This window comes from Pseudomonas sp. UBA3149 (assembly GCF_002364655.1).
Taxonomy (GTDB): Bacteria; Pseudomonadota; Gammaproteobacteria; order Pseudomonadales; family Pseudomonadaceae; genus Chryseomonas; species Chryseomonas luteola.
On record NZ_DEYV01000001.1, the window covers coordinates 98,207 to 116,176 of the forward strand.

Below are 17,970 nucleotides of genomic sequence, written 5' to 3' on the forward strand. Positions count from 1 at the left end.
GCCGCGGGCTTTTTCTTGTTACGGCTCACTCCTGGCGAGCGGATCCTGCTGAAGCTCAACGGCATCCCAGCCACCACCCATTGCAGCAATCAACTGAACGCTGGTAACCAGACGACTACCCAACAACGTCAGGTTGGTGCGTTCGTTGTTTAATGCTGTGGTTTGCAGCGTTACTACGTCAAGATAATCGATCAGACCTGCACGGTACTGATTCTCTGCCAGACGCAGCGACTCCCGCGCCGAATCCAGTGCCTCCTGCCTTACACCGGACTCCTGATTAAGAACGTCCAGCTCAACCAGGTAATCTTCGACCTCCTTGAAACCGTTGAGTACCGCCTGACGATATTGAGCAACAGTCTGATCATAAGATGCTTCGGCCTGCTCGACCTGTGCACGGCGTGCACCGAAGTCAAACAATGTCAGATCGAATGCTGGCCCGATGGACCAATAACGGTTAGGGGTGCTGACCAGATTACCCCACTGGCTGTTTCGATAACCGCCCGAGGCTGTCAGGGAAAGCGTCGGGTAATATGCCGCCTTGGCAACACCGATCTGGGCATTGGCAGACATTACCTGCCGCTCAGCCTGAGCAATATCCGGACGACGCTGCAACAGCTCGGACGGCACGCTGGCAGGGATGCCGGGCACGGTCGGTACTGTCTCCACTGCCGCTAGACTGAACTCGGATGGCGGAACACCAATCAACACAGCAATCGCATTTTCCAGCTGCGCACGCTGGTACTTGAGGTCAATGGCATCCGCCTGGGTACTTTTGAGCTGGGTCGTAGCCTGGGCAACGTCTGAACGCGTAGTCATACCGGCGCGATACTGGTTTTCGGTGACCCGTAGTGACCGCTCATAGGCCTGCACCGTAGCATCCAGGAGCCGTTGCTGGGCATCCAGAACCCTCAATTGCAGATAGTTCTGGGCCAGCTCCGATTGCAGACTCAACTTGGTAGAGGCCAACTCGGCCACGCTGGCTTGCGCCGATCCTGTTTGGGATTCCACGCTGCGGCGAATGCTTCCCCACAGGTCAAGCTCCCAGCTGACACCAAGACTGGTGGTGTAGCTGTTGGAAGTAGTGGCGCTGCTGGTGCCTTGTGGCAATGTGACGGTCGTTCCTGTTGACGTCTGATACTGATAACTCGAACTGCTTCCACCGCCCTGCCCCGAGCGTGTTGCGCCAGCGCTTCCGGTTACCGCGGGAAGGAAGGAGGCGCGTGCTTCGCGTACCAGAGCGCGTGCCTGGCGATACTGGGCTTCATACTGGGCCAGTGTCTGGTTAGAGTTCTCCAGGCGTTGCATCAGACCATCAAGGGTGCTGTCTCCATACACCTCCCACCATTGCCCCCGCTTGGTGGCATCGCTGGGCTTGGCCATCTGCCAACCTTCAGCATGCTTGAATGCGATGGGCGTAGTGACCTGGGGTCGCTGGTAATCTGGTCCCACTGTGCAGCCACCCACGGCTAAGGCAAGGGCAAGTCCCAAGTAATGGGGACGAGCTGAAAACGACATCATGATGATTTCTCCATGGGCGCATGCGTGCGCGAGCCTGCTCGGCGTCCCGCCCAACGGCGGTTAAACCAGTGTCGCAGACGGTCCAGATACAGGTAGATAACGGGAGTGGTATATAACGTCAGCAACTGACTGCCAATCAAGCCACCAATGATGGTGATCCCCAGCGGCCGACGCAGCGGCGCATCACCGCCCATGCCCAGAAGCAAGGGCAAGGCGCCAAGCACTGCAGCCAGCGTGGTCATCATGATTGGTCGGAAACGTCTGACGCAGCCATCCAAAATCGCCTCGCGAGGCGCCAGCCCCAGACGCCGCTCGGCATCCAGCGCAGAGTCCACAATCATGATGGCATTCTTCTTGACGATCCCGATGAGGAGGATTACGCCAATAAGTGCGATCAAGGTGAACGGCGTATTGAAGAGCTGCAGCGCCAGCAAAGCTCCAACGCCCGCCGAAGGCAGCGTCGACAGAATCGTCAGTGGATGAATATAGCTTTCATACAACATACCCAGCACGATATACACCGCAACCAGGGCAGCCACAATAATCAGGGGCATAGCGCTCTGGGACTGCTGCGCCATGCTGGCATTTCCCGCAAACGCCGTCTGTAATCCAATCGGCAGCTTCAACGGCTTGATCGCGTCATGGATCGCATCCCTGGCCTGACTGATACTTACATCAGGCGCGAGATCGAAGGAAAACGTCGACGCGGCAAACTGACCGTCATGGGCAACCCGCAGCGGAGCGTTACTGAACCGATAACGAGTGAAGCTGGAAAGCGGGACACGATTACCCTCGCTGGTGACTACATACACCTGGCTCAAGACGTCCACACTCTGCCTGTACTGATCACCCACACCCAGCACAACGTGGTATTGGTTGCGGTCCTCGTACATGGTCGAGATTTGCCGCTGCGAGAACGAGTTATTCAAGACGGCATTGATCATCTCTATGTTGACGCCGTAACGGCTGGCCGTGTCGCGATCGATGTCCAGCGACAACTCAACCCCTTTGTCCTGCGAATCACTGTTCACGGAAATGATCTGCGAGACCTTTCGAAGAGCAGCCTCGATCCGTGGATTCCAGGTACGCAAAAGCTCCAGGTCGTCACTTTTGACCGTGAACTGATAGGCACCATTTCCTTCCCGCCCTCCGGCGCGAAAGTCTTGTGACGCCACCAGGAAGAGGTTGGCACCAGGCACCTGAGCTGCCGCGGCTTTGCGCAGCCGCATGGCGACGGTCTCGACTGGATCGCGCTGGGAGATATCCTTGAGCGTAATGAAAAACGACCCGCTATTGGTAGATGAGCCGCCGGGCCCTCGACCTCCGGTAAAGCCCAGCACATTGTCGACCGCCGGATCGGCCATGAGCACTTTCCGATAAGCCTCCATCTTGCTCTGCATCCCACTGAAGGAGATTCCCTGATCTGCCACAGCATAGCCACGCAGGCGGCCGGTATCCTGATCTGGCAGAAAACCCTTGGGTACTACGGCATACAGGTAGAAGTTGAGCGCAATCGTGGCGATCAGAATCAACAGCATGAGAAACGAGTGATCCAGCGCCCAGGCAAGGCTTGCCCGATAATACCGGGACATTGCCGCAACCAAACGACTTGTCTTTTGCTCTACAGGCGTTTCCTTGCGGGGCCTGTGCGCCCTGAGAAGCCTGGCGCACAGCATCGGCGTAAGCGTCAGCGATACGACCATCGACACCAGAACGGCAACCGATAGCGTCACTGCAAACTCGCGGAACAGGCGACCGATAATGCCCGTCAGCAACAGAATCGGCAGAAAGACTGCCACTAGCGACAGGCTCATGGAAAGAACCGTGAATCCTACCTCGCGCGCACCCAATAATGCGGCCTGATAGGGTTTCTCGCCCTCTTCGATCCGGCGGGCAATATACTCCACCACCACAATGGCATCGTCGACCACAAACCCAGTACAGACGATCAACGCCATGAGTGACAGGTTATTGAGCGAAAACCCGCACAGATACATCACCGCAAAGGTGCCCACCAGAGAAATTGGTACGGCAATGCTGGGGATTAACGTCGCACGTATGTCCCGCAGGAACAGGTACACCACCAGAATGACCAGGGCGATGGAAATGATCAGCGTAAACTCGGCCTCATGCAGCGAATCGCGAATGCCGGGGCTACGGTCATCCATGATGCTCAGCGTGACGTCCTTACCCAATGTCTCCTGTAGCGCTGGCAACTGCTCCCGGATACCGTCGATGGTTTCGATGATATTGGCGCCGGCCTGCCGTGAAATCAGAATGAGCACCGCCGGAGAATTATTGGAGAAACCAAGGTTGCGGGTGTCTTCGACTGAATCGGTAATAGTGGCTACATCGTCCAGTCGCGCCACTTGCCCATTACGGGTACGAATGATGAGCGGTTGATAGTCACTCGCCTTGTTCAACCGGGAATTGGCGTCAATTTGCCAATGCAGATCGCCGTACTCAAATGCGCCTTTGGGCGAATTGGAATTGGCCGCATTGATTGCGGTACGAACATCGTCTAGAGACAGGCCGTAATGGTTGAGCGCATCCGGGTTCAGATCAATCCGCACGGCAGGCGACGAACTGCCGCCTACGCTGACCTGACCGACCCCTTTGGCCGAGGCCAATTTAAGGGCGACCGTATTGGATGCCAGATCATAAAGCTTGCCCTTGTCCAGCTTATCCGACGTGAGCGCCAATACCATGATGGGCATATCGGCCGGATTGATCTTGCGGTAGGTCGGATTGCTGGGCATTCCCGTGGGCAACGAAGGCACCGCCGCATTGATGGCAGCCTGAACCTCACGCGCGGCACCGTCGATGTTCTTATCCAGATCGAACTGGATGATGATGGTGGTACTGCCCTGAGAGCTGGTGGACGTCATTTCAGTAATGCCCGAAATACGTCCCAATGAGCGTTCCAGAGGTGTAGCCACTGAAGAGGCCATGGTCTCGGGACTGGCTCCTGCCAGAGTGCCGCTGACAACGATAGTAGGGAAATCGACCTGAGGCAGCGGCGCAACTGGCAGCAAACCGAAAGACAGCCAACCGGATAGCACGATAGCCAGCGTCAACAACAAAGTCGCAACCGGTCGCCGAATGAACAGTGCCGAAAAATTCATCGGATTTCCCCGGAGAAATCCAGGTTATGCCGATAGCGCCAGCGGTTGAATCGTGTGGCTAACCGGCCAAACGCCAGGTAAATGACCGGAGTGGTAAACAAGGTCAGCAGCTGGCTAACCAGAAGACCGCCTACCATCGCAATACCCAGCGGCTGGCGCAGCTCGGCGCCTGCACCACTGGCCAACATCAATGGCAAGGCGCCCAGCAAGGCAGCCATGGTAGTCATCAGGATCGGCCGGAAGCGCAGCAGACAGGCCTGGTAGATAGCCTCCTCCGGTGTTTTACCCTCTTCCCGCTCGGCTTCAAGGGCAAAGTCGATCATCATGATGGCGTTTTTCTTGACGATACCGATCAGGAGAATGATGCCGATGATGGCCACCATGCCGATGTCCTGCCCGGCAATCCAGAGCGCTAGCAACGCTCCTACCCCGGCCGAAGGCAGCGTCGATAGAATCGTGACGGGATGGATAAAGCTCTCATAAAGAATTCCCAGCACAATGTACATGGTGACCACTGCGGCCAGAATCAGCAGTAGCGTACTCGACAGGGAAGACTCGAACGCCAGCGCTGCACCCTGGAAATGGGTATCAACAGTTGCCGGCATCTTGAGATCCTGCTCCGCCTGACGGATCGCTTCCACAGCCTCACCCAGCGATACACCTTTGGCCAAGTTGAAGGAAACTGTCGCGGCGGGTAGCTGCCCGGCATGGTTGATCGCTAGAAGGGTATTGCGTTCCTCTACATGGGCGATGGCCGATAGCGGCACCTGCCCACTGGTTGTAGTGGTCGTGCCGTTGGTAGTGGTCGTCGTGGAGCTTGGCACGTAGATCTGCGTCAGCGCTTGCGGTCCCAGCTGGAACTGCGGCCCCACTTCCAGTACGACCCGGTACTGGTTGGACTGAGTAAAGATGGTTGAAACCAGGCGCTGACCAAACGCATTGTACAATGCGCTGTCAACATCGCTCAGGCTGACGCCCAGCCGAGACGCGTTATCCCGATCAACGCTGATATAGGCCTGCAGGCCGCGCGGTTGCAAGTCACTGGCGACTTCCGTCAGCTGCGGTAGCGTCTGCAAATGCTCGACCAGCTTTGGAACCCAAGTCTTGAGCGTTTCCAGGCTCGAGTCGACCAGACGGAACTGGTATTGCGTACGACTAACCTGATCTTCCACCGTTAGATCCTGTACCGGCTGCAGATAAAGCTTCATGTCAGGCAGATCGGCCATCTGGTCCTGAAGGCGTGTAATGATCTCCGAGGCAGATACATCTCGGGAATCATGAGGCTTTAAGTTGATCAACATGCGCCCGGTATTGAGGGTCGGATTATCACCATCAACTCCGATAAATGATGACAGACTGTCGACCGCAGGGTCCTGCATGATGATCGAAGCCAGCGCCTGTTGCCGCTTGGCCATCCCTTCAAAGGACATGCTTTGCGGGCCTTCGGAAATTCCCTGAATCAGGCCTGTGTCCTGAAGCGGGAAAAACCCCTTCGGCATGAAGAGATAAAGCACCGCGGTCAGCACCAGCGTACCGATGGCAACCATCAGTGTTAGCGGTTGATGCCGAAGAACCCAGCGCAAACCTGTAGCGTATCGATGGATCATCCCGTCGATAACGGCTCCGGCCTTGCGCGAGAATGCGCTCTGCTTGTCTTCCGGCACATGGCGCAACAGTTTCGCGCTGAGCATCGGCGTAAGGGTCAGCGAAACCACGCAGGAAATCAGAATGGAGACAGCCAGCGTAATGGCAAACTCACGGAACAGCCGCCCGGCAATGTCACTCATGAACAGAAGCGGGATCAGTACGGCGATCAGCGAGAAGGTCAGCGAGATGATCGTGAAACCTACCTGCTTTGAGCCTTTGAGTGCAGCCTCAAGTGGCGATTCTCCCTCCTCCAGATAGCGGGCAATGTTTTCGACCATGACAATGGCATCGTCAATGACGAAGCCGGTAGCGATCGTCAGCGCCATCAACGACAGGTTGTTGATGGAAAAGCCAGCCAGGTACATGACTCCAAACGTACCAACCAACGACAACGGCACAGCGACGCTGGGAATCAGCGTCGCCGAGACGTTGCGCAGAAACAGGAAAGTCACCATGACCACCAGTCCTATGGCCAGCACCAGTTCGAACTGAACATCACGGACCGATGCCCGGATAGTGGTTGTGCGATCCGTCAGCACCATCACATCCAGGTTTTCCGGCAAGGTCTCCTGCAGGGTTGGCAGTAGCCGCTTGATCTGATCCACAACCTGAATGACATTGGCGCCGGGCTGCCGCTGAACGTTCAGAATGACTGCAGGAGTGTCGTTGGCCCAGGCAGCCAGCTTGTTGTTCTCAGCCCCATCGATTGCCAACGCAACGTCTTTCAGCCGTACAGGCGCACCGTTCTGATAGGCAATGACGAGGTTTTTGTACTCCTCGGCTGATTGCAGCTGATCATTCGCGTCCAGTGTCGAGGAGCGTGTCGGTCCGTCAAAGCTTCCCTTCGGCCCGTTCTGGTTGTTGTTAGCGATGGCGGTCCGCAGGTTTTCCAGACTCAAACCATAGGCCGCCAATGCAGTAGGATTGGCCTGAATCCGAACAGCAGGACGCTGCCCGCCGGATAGGCTAACCATACCAACGCCACTGACCTGAGCGATCTTCTGCGCCAGGCGGGTTTCCACCAAGTCCTGAATCTTGGGCAAGGGCAGGCTGCTGCTGGTGACTGCCAACGTCAGAATCGGGGTGTCGGCCGGATTGACTTTGCTAAAGATCGGCGGCTGCGGCAGGTCGTTGGGCAGCAGGTTATTGGCGGAGTTGATCGCCGCCTGTACTTCCTGCTCCGCCACATCCAGATTACTGTCCAGACTGAACCGCAGCGTTATGACAGAGGCGCCTCCAGAGCTGGTGGAAGACATCTCCTCCAACCCAGGAATCTCCCCTAACTCTGACTCCAACGGCGCGGTCACGCCTGAGTTCATGATTTCAGGGCTGGCTCCCGGATAAAGGGTCTTGACCTGAATGGTGGGATAATCAACTTCTGGCAGCGAGGCTACAGGCAACAACCGGTAAGCAATAATACCGGCCAGCAGAACAGCGACCATCAATAAGGTGGTCGCTACCGGCCGAAGGATAAAAAGACGAGACGGGTTCATTCACCGGCTCCGCCGCCTAACGTGGCCTCATTGGCGTCCGGATCTGACTTGGGCGCAGTTTCCGTAATAGGCTGAGTAACCTTGACTGTCTGGCCGTCACGCAGGCGGTCGAGTCCTTCTGTCACAACAGTTTCACCGGCATTCAGGCCTGAGCGGACCTCTACTTGCTCGCCCTGTATCTCGCCCAGGCTGACTTTGCGCGTTGCAACCTTATTGCCTTCGCCAACTACGAAGACGTAAGGCCCTTCGTCGTTACGTTGAATGGCCGAGATCGGAATGACAATGACATCGCTCAGCTCCAGCGCATGCAAGCGGACATTAACGAACTGATTGGGAAACAGCGACTCATCCTGATTATCGAAGCGAGCCTTGAACTTGACCGTGCCCGTGCTGGTATCGATCTGGTTGTCCACCGTTACCAGCGTACCCGTTGCCAGAACCCTGTTTCGCCCGCGGTCCCATGCCTCTACGGCCAGCGGCTTTCCGGTCGCCATCTGGCGACGCACCGTGCTGAGCTGATCCTCAGGCAGGCTGAATGTCAGGGCAATAGGCTTGGTTTGGGTAATGGTTACGATCGGCGTAGTGTCACCGCTAGCCACCAGATTACCCACGTCCACCTGACGCAGACCCAACCGGCCGCTGATGGGAGCCCGTACTTCGGTAAAGGTCAGGTTCAGTCTGGCATCGGCTACCTGCGCTTCGCTGTTCTTGACGGTTCCCTGATACTGAGCAACCAGCGCCTGCTGTGTATCCAGTGTCTGCTTGGCTACTGAGTCTTCCTTGAAGAGCTGGCGATAACGCTCCAGATCGATCTGTGCATTCTTCAGCTGAGCCTGATTCTCCTGCAAGGTGCCCTGGGCTTGTGCCAGCGCCGCCTGATAAGGCCGCTGATCGACGACAGCCAGTACGTCCCCGGCCTTCACCTCCTGCCCTTCAGTAAACAGTACCTTGGCCAACTGACCGTCGACACGGGCATGAACTTCAACCGTGTTGTAGGCCGTTACCGTGCCCAATGCATTGAGGTAAACCGAAAGCGTCGTTTTTTCGGCCTTTCCAGTGCTCACGATCATGTCTGTTGACGCCATGGAACCACGGCGTCCGGCTCCAGCCGGCCCTTTCTGCTCAGTTTGAGCAGCGTTACGACCAGTAGGCCCCGCCTGTTCAGGGGATTTACCCAGAAAATGCCATGCAGCTACAGCGCCAACCGCCACCACCACAACAGCAATCAACAAAGGAAATTTGGAGCGAGAAGGTTTGGAATTGAGGGAATCGCTCATGAACGCCACAGCAATAAGTTTCGGAAAGATAACGGTAAGCCGCAGCCTTCATCAGGCCAAGCGGATTTACGTGTTGTTTACATACAGGATTGAATGGTGCGGAGCAGCAAGCAATACACTGCCGCCAGAATGTCATAAGAGTATGACGGAACGTTGGATTCTGCCTTGCCTTGTTACATCTCGAAGCGCATCGACTTCATGCATCAGCACCCGGGCCTTGATCGAGGACCGGGTGCTTTTCTTCTACCTTATTTCAGCGCTGCGATGGCCGCTTCGTAGTTGGGCTCCTGCCCAATTTCGGGTACCAGTTCGCTATAAAGCACCTTGTTGTTTTCATCCAGAATTACTACCGCACGTGCGGCAAGACCCGCCAAGGGGCCGGACGCGATGGCAACACCGTAGTCTTTCAGAAACTCGCGACCACGCAGCGTGGATAGGTTAATTACATTTTCGATGCCTTCCGCACCGCAGAAACGCTTCTGGGCAAACGGCAAGTCAGCTGACACGCACAGGATCACGGTGTTTTCCAGCTTGGCGGCTTCGGTATTGAACTTGCGAACCGACATGGCACAGGTCGGGGTATCCACACTGGGGAAAATGTTCAGCACCTTGCGCTTGCCGGCAAAGCTTTCCAGCGTGGTATCGGCCAGATCGCCATTGACCAGGCTGAATGCCGGTGCGGACTGACCCGCCTGAGGCAGAGTACCTTCAATCTGAACCGGATTACCGCGAAGAGTGACTTCTGTCATGACCTGTTTCCTACAATTGAATGGAACATCAAGTAAACACGCTTCGCCTCAGGCTTTAAAGCCTGAAGACCTGTTTATTGCAAATCATCCCTACCGTGCACTAACGGGTCACTACCCAAGCGTTACCCTGTCGCCCGACCAATACGATCGGGCAATCCTGGCGGGTTAGAAGTCTCGCTTGTAGAAGAAATCCAATGAGCTGGCAATACCACTGGCTGCTTCAAGATACAGCTGCTTGGTAAGCTGATAACGCAAGGCGACCGTATTGGCCGGCTCGAAGACGCCTACACCGTATCGAAGCGCCAAGCGGTCGGTAATATTGCCTGACGCAACGACACTGGTCTTGTCGCCTGTCCCTTCGGTATCCAGCTGAAAGTTCTGTACACCCAAACGCTGCGCCAGCTCACCCGCCGTGGATGATCCCCCGGCAAGGCCCAGCGCAAGTGCGGCCTGCCCCAACATGTTGTTCTCGCCTTCGTCGTTGTTGCTCAGCGGGCGCCCTAGAACAATATAGGCCAAGGCTTGCTCCTGGCCCATAGTAGGGTCAGAAAACACCTCGACGCGTGGCTGATCGGCCAGACCTGACAAACGTAACCCTGCGGTTACGTCATCCACGACACGTACCGCTTCCACATCCAAGAACGGCTGAGCGATCGGACCCTGAAAGAATATACGCGCCCGCCGAATCGTCAGTCGCTGACCGTAAGCACGGTAGCGACCATCCATTAAACGAACTTCACCGCGCGTATCCAGGTTGTCACCAATATGCACGTTCCCTTCAAGGTTGGCAGTCAGACCGAACCCTGAAAACGTGAGCTTGTCCTGGCCCACCAGTACATTTACATCCATGGACAGCTGGATCTCCTGCTTGGGCACAGGCGCTTCCTGTCCAACGATTACCGCATCATTGGAAACCTTGACGGTAGACGGTGGCAACTCCCGAACCGTAATGGCACCGCTCGGCACGCGAACCGTACCCTTGAGCGCCAGACTACCGTTCTGCATGACAATATTCAGGTCAGGCGCCACGATAAGGTTAGCATAGGGCTCAACCACAACAGGAAGACGATCGCCACGTACGGCGACATTCATGTCCAATCCATCCGCCCAGGATATCGCTCCACTCACATTACCCTGGCCGCGCTCGCCGCTGCGCCATCCACCGCTCACGTTCGCTTGGTTCCCGGCAATCAGAGCAGTCAGCCGAAGATCTTGAAGACGGGTTGGAACGATACCGCCCCCGATCTGACCATTGCTCAAATCGATCCGACCATTGATCGAAGGTTGAAGCAGCGTACCGCTTACCTGACCACTACCGTCGATTCTTCCGTCCAGTTGCTCAATACCTGAAACAAAACCTTTGGCAATGGCTACATTCAACCCGCGCAGATCGAAGCGCCCTGAGACAGGCTTGTCATCAGGGCGTGGATCAATCTGTGCATTCAGGGTGAGGTTGCCAAGCTGCGGGCCGCTAAAATCCAGAGAGGCGCGCACATCATCGGGGCGCAACGTACTATTGAGCTTGAGCGTGTCATAGGCAAAGTCTGCCCACTGGCCGTCGGCGTTACGTGCTCTTAGCGTCCCTGTGCCTGCGTCGACTGTAACCGTGCCGTCTGGCCCGCTCTCAGGAAGATCAAGACGGATATCAGCATTAAGCGCACCTTGCCAGCCGAAATCCTCGGGCAGGAAAGGTGCCAGTCCGGTAAGGTCAAAGTTGCGCAGATGGTAGCGTAGCCGTGGTTCCGGCATCAGGCGCTGGTCCTCTCCACAAAGCGAGGCTTTACCTGATAGCCAGCAGTGCTGGCCAAGCGTCAGTTGCCCGTTTGCCAGACGCTCAAGGCTTGCAGGGTTTTGCAGGCGCCAGTCCTGGGGACCACTCTGGACAGCACCTCGAGTAAGCCGCCCTCGCCAGTTCATCGCATCATCGAGCGTACCCTCCAGGGCAAGCGCCAGATTTGCCAGCGGCCCTTTTACATCAAGCGTGACTGCCTGCTGATGACGGTTACCCTGTCCATCGAGCGTCACACGTCCAATGTCGCTAGTGCCTGCACGCACACCGGAGGTTAATAGCTGGATTCGTCCCTGCTGACGCGCATCAAGCGTACCTTTAAGGCTCAAGGCCGCCAGCCGGTTGGTTTGATAGGCAACCTCTCGCCCATTCAACACCAGCTCCCCTTGCGGCGCCTGCTGAGTTCCGCGCAAATCCACTTTTCCATTAATGGCGCCAGCCAGACCAGGCCATAACTGGCCGAGACGAGGCAAGTCGATATCCAGGTGCCCTTTCCATTGCTCGGCCAGCTGACCGCTTCCCTGAATGCGATTACTGCCCAGACGGACAGTCAGGTTATCAAGATCCCATTGCTTATCCTGACCACGCGCCTGTGCTGCCAGCTGAGCAGGTTGACCTCTCAGCTGTCCCTGCAGTCCCAGATCAGCCGTTACACGCAGCTGCTCACCCTTGATTTCTCCTTCACTGCGTAGCGGTCCGCCCAGATTGCCAGGCAGCTGGGCGACCCAGAATGCAGGATTAAACTGGCTGAGGTTCAGGTTCGCCTTCCAACCAATGCCATCAGCAAACCGGACATTCACCTGCCCCTCGGCACGTCCTTGCCCGGCATGCAGATCCAGCGACGGCAAATTGATCTGTGTGAGATCACCTGTAAACGGCGTCACTAGCGTGAAATCACCGGCAGGCCCCGTTAGTGCAGCGTCCACATTTCCGATATAGCGCTCATCGGTGTACTGAACTTCACCTTTCAGTCGACGCAGCGCTACGGGCGGCTCCTCAATCTCCGGGTACAGCCGACGCCATGGGAACTCATTCCAGTTGATAGTGGCATTCGCATTGAGTCCTTCCGACCAGCCTGCTTTGCCGCTCAAGACGACTTTACGCTGCTGCCCCGCATCGAGCGTCAGTCCTTTAAGGTCTGCACCTTCTGCCGTAACGGTGCCATCAAGCTTCAGGGCGACCTCACCTCCTTCACCCGGCAATACAGACGTGCCTACCAACTTATATCCATCTGTAAGAGTGCCGTTTGCAGTCAGGTCGAGCGCATTGAACGTCAGGGTCTTTGGCAGATCCTGTGTTGGCTTGAAACCGTTGGCCGTCAGATGCAGCGAAGCTGGCACACCCTCTGCCAAAGGCTGCACGTCGCCTGTCAACCGGCCCGGCAGGTAACCGCTGCTGTCGGCCTGAAGAGTCAAGCTTCCCTGCAGATCACCTTCCACATGTAAGGTCAGTGGCCACTCCTGCTGGTCAGGCGCAGGCAGACGGGCATTGGCGTCCGCCGTCAAAGGCCATTTTCCAGAAGGCTGCAACGTCCCGGTAAGGCTGAGCATCATGTCGTCGCGGTGTGCATCCAGCTGCTCAATGACCAGGCTGCCACCTTCAGAATGAGCGCGTAGCGTGGCGTTTGCGAACTGCTCATTGCCATCGAGCGTAAACCGTCCTATGCGTACATCACCCAGCTGAACGTCTATCGGTAGCTTGAGGTCGGGTAACGTAACCGGCCCCTCATCGGGCGTCTGTTCCTCAGTGGGCGCCAGATCGAGATTGATCTCGCTGGCTACGAGCGTATCGATGCACAGTGTTCGCTTGAACAGGCAACCAGGCGACCAAGCGAACTCAGGAGACACCAGCCTAACCTGCGTACCGGCCTGAGCCCAGGTCAGCGTGTCGGCCTTCCAGTGCCCTCCCAGTCGACCCGTATAGCCTTCCACTGCAAGCCCGGGAATCCGGCCCAACACCCAACGGCTTCCAGACTCGGTTCCCAATAAAATGGTCACGCCCAATACAAGAACAACGACAACCGTCAGCAGCGTGGCGCCAACAATCTTGAGCGCACGCATCATAATTCCGGCCCCATCGAGAAATGCAAACGAAAGCCACCTTCTTCATCAAGGCCATGAGCCAGATCGACACGTATGGGCCCCACTGGCGAAACCCAACGGATACCAAGGCCGATACTGGTCTTGATATCCGGATTATCGAGCGCATTGAACGCTCCCCCCTGGTCGACAAAGGTCGCCAGTCGCCATTTATCCTTGAGCGGATACTGGTACTCAACGCTGCCGGTGACCATGTATCGTCCACCGATTCTATCTCCGTCGGAGTTCGTGGGCGATAGCGTCTGGTAGTCATAGCCCCTGACGCTCTGATCACCACCGGCAAAGAAGCGCAGCGATGGCGGAATCTGCTTGTACCCATTGGTGGCGTTGCCGCCGACCTGAACCCGCCCTAGCAGCCGGTGCCCACCGGCAAAAGTAGTCAGGCCACGCGCCAGCGCCGTCACATGCACCATGTTGGCGTCGGACACGATGCCCTCTTTGGCAGCCGAGACACCAAACTGCAGTCGGTAACCATGGCTGGGATCGATCCGGTTATCGCTGCGCAGGTAGGAATAATCGACACCCGGCATGAGCAGTGTCGATAGACCCGAATCGTCTCCCAGACGGTATTCCTCTCGCTGGAGTTTCAGGGAGAGCACCCGTGTCCAGCCGCTGGGCAATTTGCGATGCCATTCGGGCCCGACGGTGAGCAGGCGACTCAGCGAATCGTCATCGGCGATTTCTTCATACTGATATCCCCCCGCCAAACGGAATTTATCGTTGATGGGGTCGCGCCCGGGAATGTCATACCAGGCGCCGATGTTCTGACGTGGCGCGGAAAGCTCCATCTCCGCGCCCAAGCTATGCCCCTGCGCATTGAGCCAATGTCGATCCCAGGTTGCGCGAACACGCGGGCCGACGTCGGTAGAGTAGCCAAGCCCCAACCCCAGCGTGCGTGGCTTGCGAGTAGTCAGATTCACCATGACCGGAATCGTCTGGTCTTTGGCATCTGCCGGAATAGCGTTGACGCGCACGCTGTCGAAATAACCGCTTCGGAGCAGCGTCTGCTGAAGCTCAGCAAGGGTTTCCGAATCATAGGGCTCGTCTGGCTTGAACGGTACCATGCGATTGAGCAGGTCTTGATCGAATGGAAAATCCCCTTCGTATTCAACGTTACCCAACCGGTAGCGAGGCCCGCTTTCGTAAACCAGTGCAATGTCTGCGTAGCCAGCCTGCGGATCGATGATCAATTTCTGCTGGGTGAAGTGCCCACTGAAGAAGCCATAACGTGCAGCCTGATTCTGGATCAGTGTCTTGGCATCTTCATAGAAGCCATGATTGAGCTGAGCGCCAGACTTCAGATTGGCACCATCAGGCGCCTTGAATGACCTGAGTTCCCGCGCCGGGCCTTCCACGCGGATATCTACCTGGCGCAGTCGAACGGGCTCTCCAGTCTGGATATCCAGGACCAACCGAGGCGTCTGCCCCGGCTCGACCCGGCTATCAATCTGCGCATGGTAGTAGCCCAGTGCCTGGGCAGCCTGCTCCGCCTGGCCTTCAGCCGTACGCCGCAGCCGTTGCAAGGCAACCGCATCCCGATCGGCAAGGCTGCCAATATACGCAGCAATGTTATCCCGCAGCGCACGATTATCAGGCGTAACGTGCACGGTGAGTTCGGCCGCTTGGGCCATGGCGACGCCGCTCATTAAAAGCAGGCCGGCAATACTGAGTCGGAGTCGTAGATGAAAAGTCATGACGCGATGCTACCGGGCGAGTGGTCGTGAGACAAACGCAGCGTCGTGGCGTTCATCGGCTATACCAGCGAAGCAGGCTCGTCATGAAGCCGTTCTATACGCTAGGATGGCCATTTTACCGAGAGTCTTCTTCGCCCATGAAGATTGTTTGCTTTAATATCAATGGTTTGCGAGCACGTCCTCATCAGCTGGCTGCCTTGATCGAACGTCACGCACCCGATGTTATCGGGCTTCAGGAAACCAAGGTCTCGGATGACCAGTTCCCGCTGGCTGATATCGAGGCGTTGGGCTATCACGTTCACTATCACGGGCAGAAAGGTCACTATGGCGTAGCACTGCTTTCACGCCAGGCACCGCTGGAGATCCACAAGGGCTTCCCCAACGACGGCGAAGAGTCCCAGAAACGTTTCATCTATGGCGTTTATGCCGACCATAACAACCAGCCGGTCGTCATTATGAACGGCTATTTTCCGCAGGGCGAAAGCCGGGACCATCCTGTCAAGTTTCCCGCCAAGACCAAGTTCTATGCAGACCTGCAGCAGCTTCTCGAACAGCGCTACTCCACCAATACACCGCTGCTGCTAATGGGCGATTTCAATATCTCACCTGAAGACTGCGATATTGGCATTGGTACGGATAATGCCAAGCGCTGGTTACGTACCGGCAAGTGCAGCTTTCTACCCGAGGAGCGCGAGTGGCTGGCCAAGCTCAAGAACTGGGGGCTGGTTGATAGTTTCCGCCACCTCAACCCTATTGTTGCGGATCGTTTCAGCTGGTTTGATTACCGTAGCAAAGGATTTGAAGCGGAGCCCAAGCGGGGTCTTCGCATCGATCTGATCCTGGCCTCGCAAGGTGCCCAGCCTCGCCTCAAAGACGCCGGTATTGACTATGACATCCGTGCCATGGAAAAGCCCTCTGACCATGCCCCTATCTGGGTTGAGCTGACCTGACGCGATACAGTGGTCTGCTCAAGCAGGCCACCTCACAACGCAATAGTGGCAAAAAGCTGCCGTTGTAATGTTTTCGTCATTTTTCCCTTTTATGCTGCCCGCGTCTCATTTCCAGGGTAGCTGTAGGAATATGAATTCCGCCCGTCAGGATTCCACCCGTTGGAGCCGTCTTCTTGCCGGCGCGCTTCTCGGCATCGTTTGCACCGTCTCATCATGGTCGACCGCGGCGCAGCCATTACCGCTTCGCACAGATGGCAAACCGGTATTGAGTATCCATGGCTCCAACACCATCGGCGCTCAGCTTTCCCCGCTCATGGTCGAAGGCTTTCTCAAAACACATGGGTTCGAGACCATAAACAGCCGGACTGGCAGTCATGAAAACGAACGTATCATTATTGGCAGACGCGCCAACGGTGATCAGGTTCGCATCGATATGGCGGCGCATGGATCGAGTACCGGCTTTGCCGATCTTATTCATGGCGATACCGATATCGCTGCTGCCTCACGTCCTATCAAGGACAGCGAGGCACTCGAACTCAAGCGCTTGGGTAATGCACGAGATGCCAGATCCGAGCATGTCATCGGTATTGATGGCATCGCTATCATCCTGAACGCGGCGAACCCATTGACCACGCTCTCAACCGATGAGTTGGCCCGACTCTTTTCAGGCGATGTGAAGAATTGGAAAGACATTGGGGGCTCACTAGGTCCTGTTCACTTGTATGCGAGAGATGACCAATCAGGCACCTTTGATACCTTCAAGGAACTGGTCATGTCCTCTCATGGCAAAAGCCTTTCGCCTACAGCTACGCGTTTCGAATCCAATGACGAGCTATCCGACGCTATCAGCCAGGATCCATATGGAATCGGCTTTGTCGGACTGGCTGCTGTAGGCAAGGCAAAAGCCGTATCGATCTCTGACGGATCGGCGCTAGCTCTCCCCCCAACGGTTACCACCGTTGCTACGGAAGACTATCCCCTCTCACGTCGTCTGTTCCTCTATAACAAACCCGACGAGAAAAATCCGTGGGTAAATGCCTTCATCCGCTACGCTCAAAGTTCGGAGGGGCAAAGATGGGTCAGCAAGAGCGGATTCGTGGCTCAAGAAGTACTGGCGGTCCAGCCCGTCGTGCCGGCAGATGCGCCAGCGTTTTATCGTCAGCTTGCCGACCATGCGCAGCGCCTTTCGGTCAATTTTCGCTTCGCTGAGGGTAGCGCCACGCTGGACAACAAGGCCAACCTCGATATCGAACGTCTGATGACCTACCTCAGAGAAAATGACAAGCTCGACAAGAAGGTAGCACTGATTGGCTTTAGCGATACAAAGGAAGACTTGAAGCGAGCCGAACTGCTCTCCAAGCTACGCGCCATGGCCGTACGGCGGGAGCTGAACAAGGGTGGCGTGATGTTCCATGACATCGTAGGGCTGGGCGATGCCTTGCCTGTAGCAGCCAATAGTGATGAAGGCCGGATGAAGAACCGGCGCGTAGAAGTGTGGGTCTATTGACATGACGAAGCCAACCGCTTTGTTAGATTCAACCCTACCTCTATGGAGGTGTGACGCCGGGCCCCTCTGACGATCACCCGATCGCCATGTCGGAGTCACCTAACGACATCGACAGGATCGAT

The 17,970-nt window shown here is 56.5% G+C and carries 9 protein-coding genes; 2 read left to right on the forward strand and 7 right to left on the reverse strand.

The genetic code is table 11. The features are described 5' to 3' along the window. Nucleotides 1-18: 18 nt before the first annotated feature. The 7 genes from B3729_RS00375 to B3729_RS00405 all read right to left on the reverse strand — a co-directional run bounded on the left by B3729_RS00375 (nucleotide 19) and on the right by B3729_RS00405 (nucleotide 15,391). Complete coding sequence (locus B3729_RS00375; protein WP_409438633.1) at nucleotides 19-1,518, reverse strand: efflux transporter outer membrane subunit; 1,500 nt, start codon at nucleotides 1,516-1,518, stop codon at nucleotides 19-21. Further along, entirely contained in the window at nucleotides 1,515-4,643 is a 3,129-nt protein-coding gene (locus tag B3729_RS00380; RefSeq protein ID WP_286786710.1) for a multidrug efflux RND transporter permease subunit, read from the reverse strand. Before B3729_RS00380 ends, B3729_RS00375 begins: the two co-directional genes overlap by 4 nt. Then, entirely contained in the window at nucleotides 4,640-7,783 is a 3,144-nt protein-coding gene (locus B3729_RS00385) for an MdtB/MuxB family multidrug efflux RND transporter permease subunit (RefSeq protein ID WP_286786711.1), read from the reverse strand. Before B3729_RS00385 ends, B3729_RS00380 begins: the two co-directional genes overlap by 4 nt. Then, nucleotides 7,780-9,060 (reverse strand): MdtA/MuxA family multidrug efflux RND transporter periplasmic adaptor subunit, encoded by a 1,281-nt coding sequence (locus tag B3729_RS00390; protein ID WP_286786712.1) that lies wholly within the window; start codon nucleotides 9,058-9,060, stop codon nucleotides 7,780-7,782. The genes B3729_RS00385 and B3729_RS00390 overlap by 4 nt, the downstream gene beginning before the upstream one ends. Before the next feature lie 248 nt (nucleotides 9,061-9,308). Further along, complete coding sequence (tpx, locus tag B3729_RS00395; RefSeq protein ID WP_010798387.1) at nucleotides 9,309-9,809, reverse strand: thiol peroxidase; 501 nt, start codon at nucleotides 9,807-9,809, stop codon at nucleotides 9,309-9,311. A 165-nt stretch (nucleotides 9,810-9,974) separates the two neighbouring features. Further along, nucleotides 9,975-13,658 (reverse strand): translocation/assembly module TamB domain-containing protein, encoded by a 3,684-nt coding sequence (locus B3729_RS00400; protein WP_286786713.1) that lies wholly within the window; start codon nucleotides 13,656-13,658, stop codon nucleotides 9,975-9,977. Beyond that, the gene (locus tag B3729_RS00405) at nucleotides 13,658-15,391 is read right to left on the reverse strand and encodes an autotransporter assembly complex protein TamA (RefSeq protein WP_286786714.1); all 1,734 of its coding nucleotides are present in this window, start codon (nucleotides 15,389-15,391) and stop codon (nucleotides 13,658-13,660) included. Before B3729_RS00405 ends, B3729_RS00400 begins: the two co-directional genes overlap by 1 nt. Before the next feature lie 137 nt (nucleotides 15,392-15,528). Here B3729_RS00405 and xthA point away from each other — a divergent pair, with 137 nt between their 5' ends. Both xthA and B3729_RS00415 read left to right on the forward strand, forming a co-directional pair. Then, nucleotides 15,529-16,341, forward strand: a complete 813-nt coding sequence (gene xthA, locus B3729_RS00410) for an exodeoxyribonuclease III (protein WP_219652771.1) — start codon at nucleotides 15,529-15,531, stop codon at nucleotides 16,339-16,341. A 130-nt stretch (nucleotides 16,342-16,471) separates the two neighbouring features. Next, nucleotides 16,472-17,848, forward strand: a complete 1,377-nt coding sequence (locus B3729_RS00415) for a phosphate ABC transporter substrate-binding/OmpA family protein (RefSeq protein ID WP_286786715.1) — start codon at nucleotides 16,472-16,474, stop codon at nucleotides 17,846-17,848. Nucleotides 17,849-17,970: the final 122 nt, after the last annotated feature.

Bases quoted from the DNA above. Each gene is read 5' to 3' on its own strand.
- B3729_RS00375 (WP_409438633.1), bottom strand. From the start codon at position 1,518: ATGATGTCGTTTTCAGCTCGTCCCCATTACTTGGGACTTGCCCTTGCC.
- B3729_RS00380 (WP_286786710.1), bottom strand. From the start codon at position 4,643: ATGAATTTTTCGGCACTGTTCATTCGGCGACCGGTTGCGACTTTGTTG.
- B3729_RS00385 (WP_286786711.1), bottom strand. From the start codon at position 7,783: ATGAACCCGTCTCGTCTTTTTATCCTTCGGCCGGTAGCGACCACCTTA.
- B3729_RS00390 (WP_286786712.1), bottom strand. From the start codon at position 9,060: ATGAGCGATTCCCTCAATTCCAAACCTTCTCGCTCCAAATTTCCTTTG.
- tpx (WP_010798387.1), bottom strand. From the start codon at position 9,809: ATGACAGAAGTCACTCTTCGCGGTAATCCGGTTCAGATTGAAGGTACT.
- B3729_RS00400 (WP_286786713.1), bottom strand. From the start codon at position 13,658: ATGCGTGCGCTCAAGATTGTTGGCGCCACGCTGCTGACGGTTGTCGTT.
- B3729_RS00405 (WP_286786714.1), bottom strand. From the start codon at position 15,391: ATGACTTTTCATCTACGACTCCGACTCAGTATTGCCGGCCTGCTTTTA.
- xthA (WP_219652771.1), top strand. From the start codon at position 15,529: ATGAAGATTGTTTGCTTTAATATCAATGGTTTGCGAGCACGTCCTCAT.
- B3729_RS00415 (WP_286786715.1), top strand. From the start codon at position 16,472: ATGAATTCCGCCCGTCAGGATTCCACCCGTTGGAGCCGTCTTCTTGCC.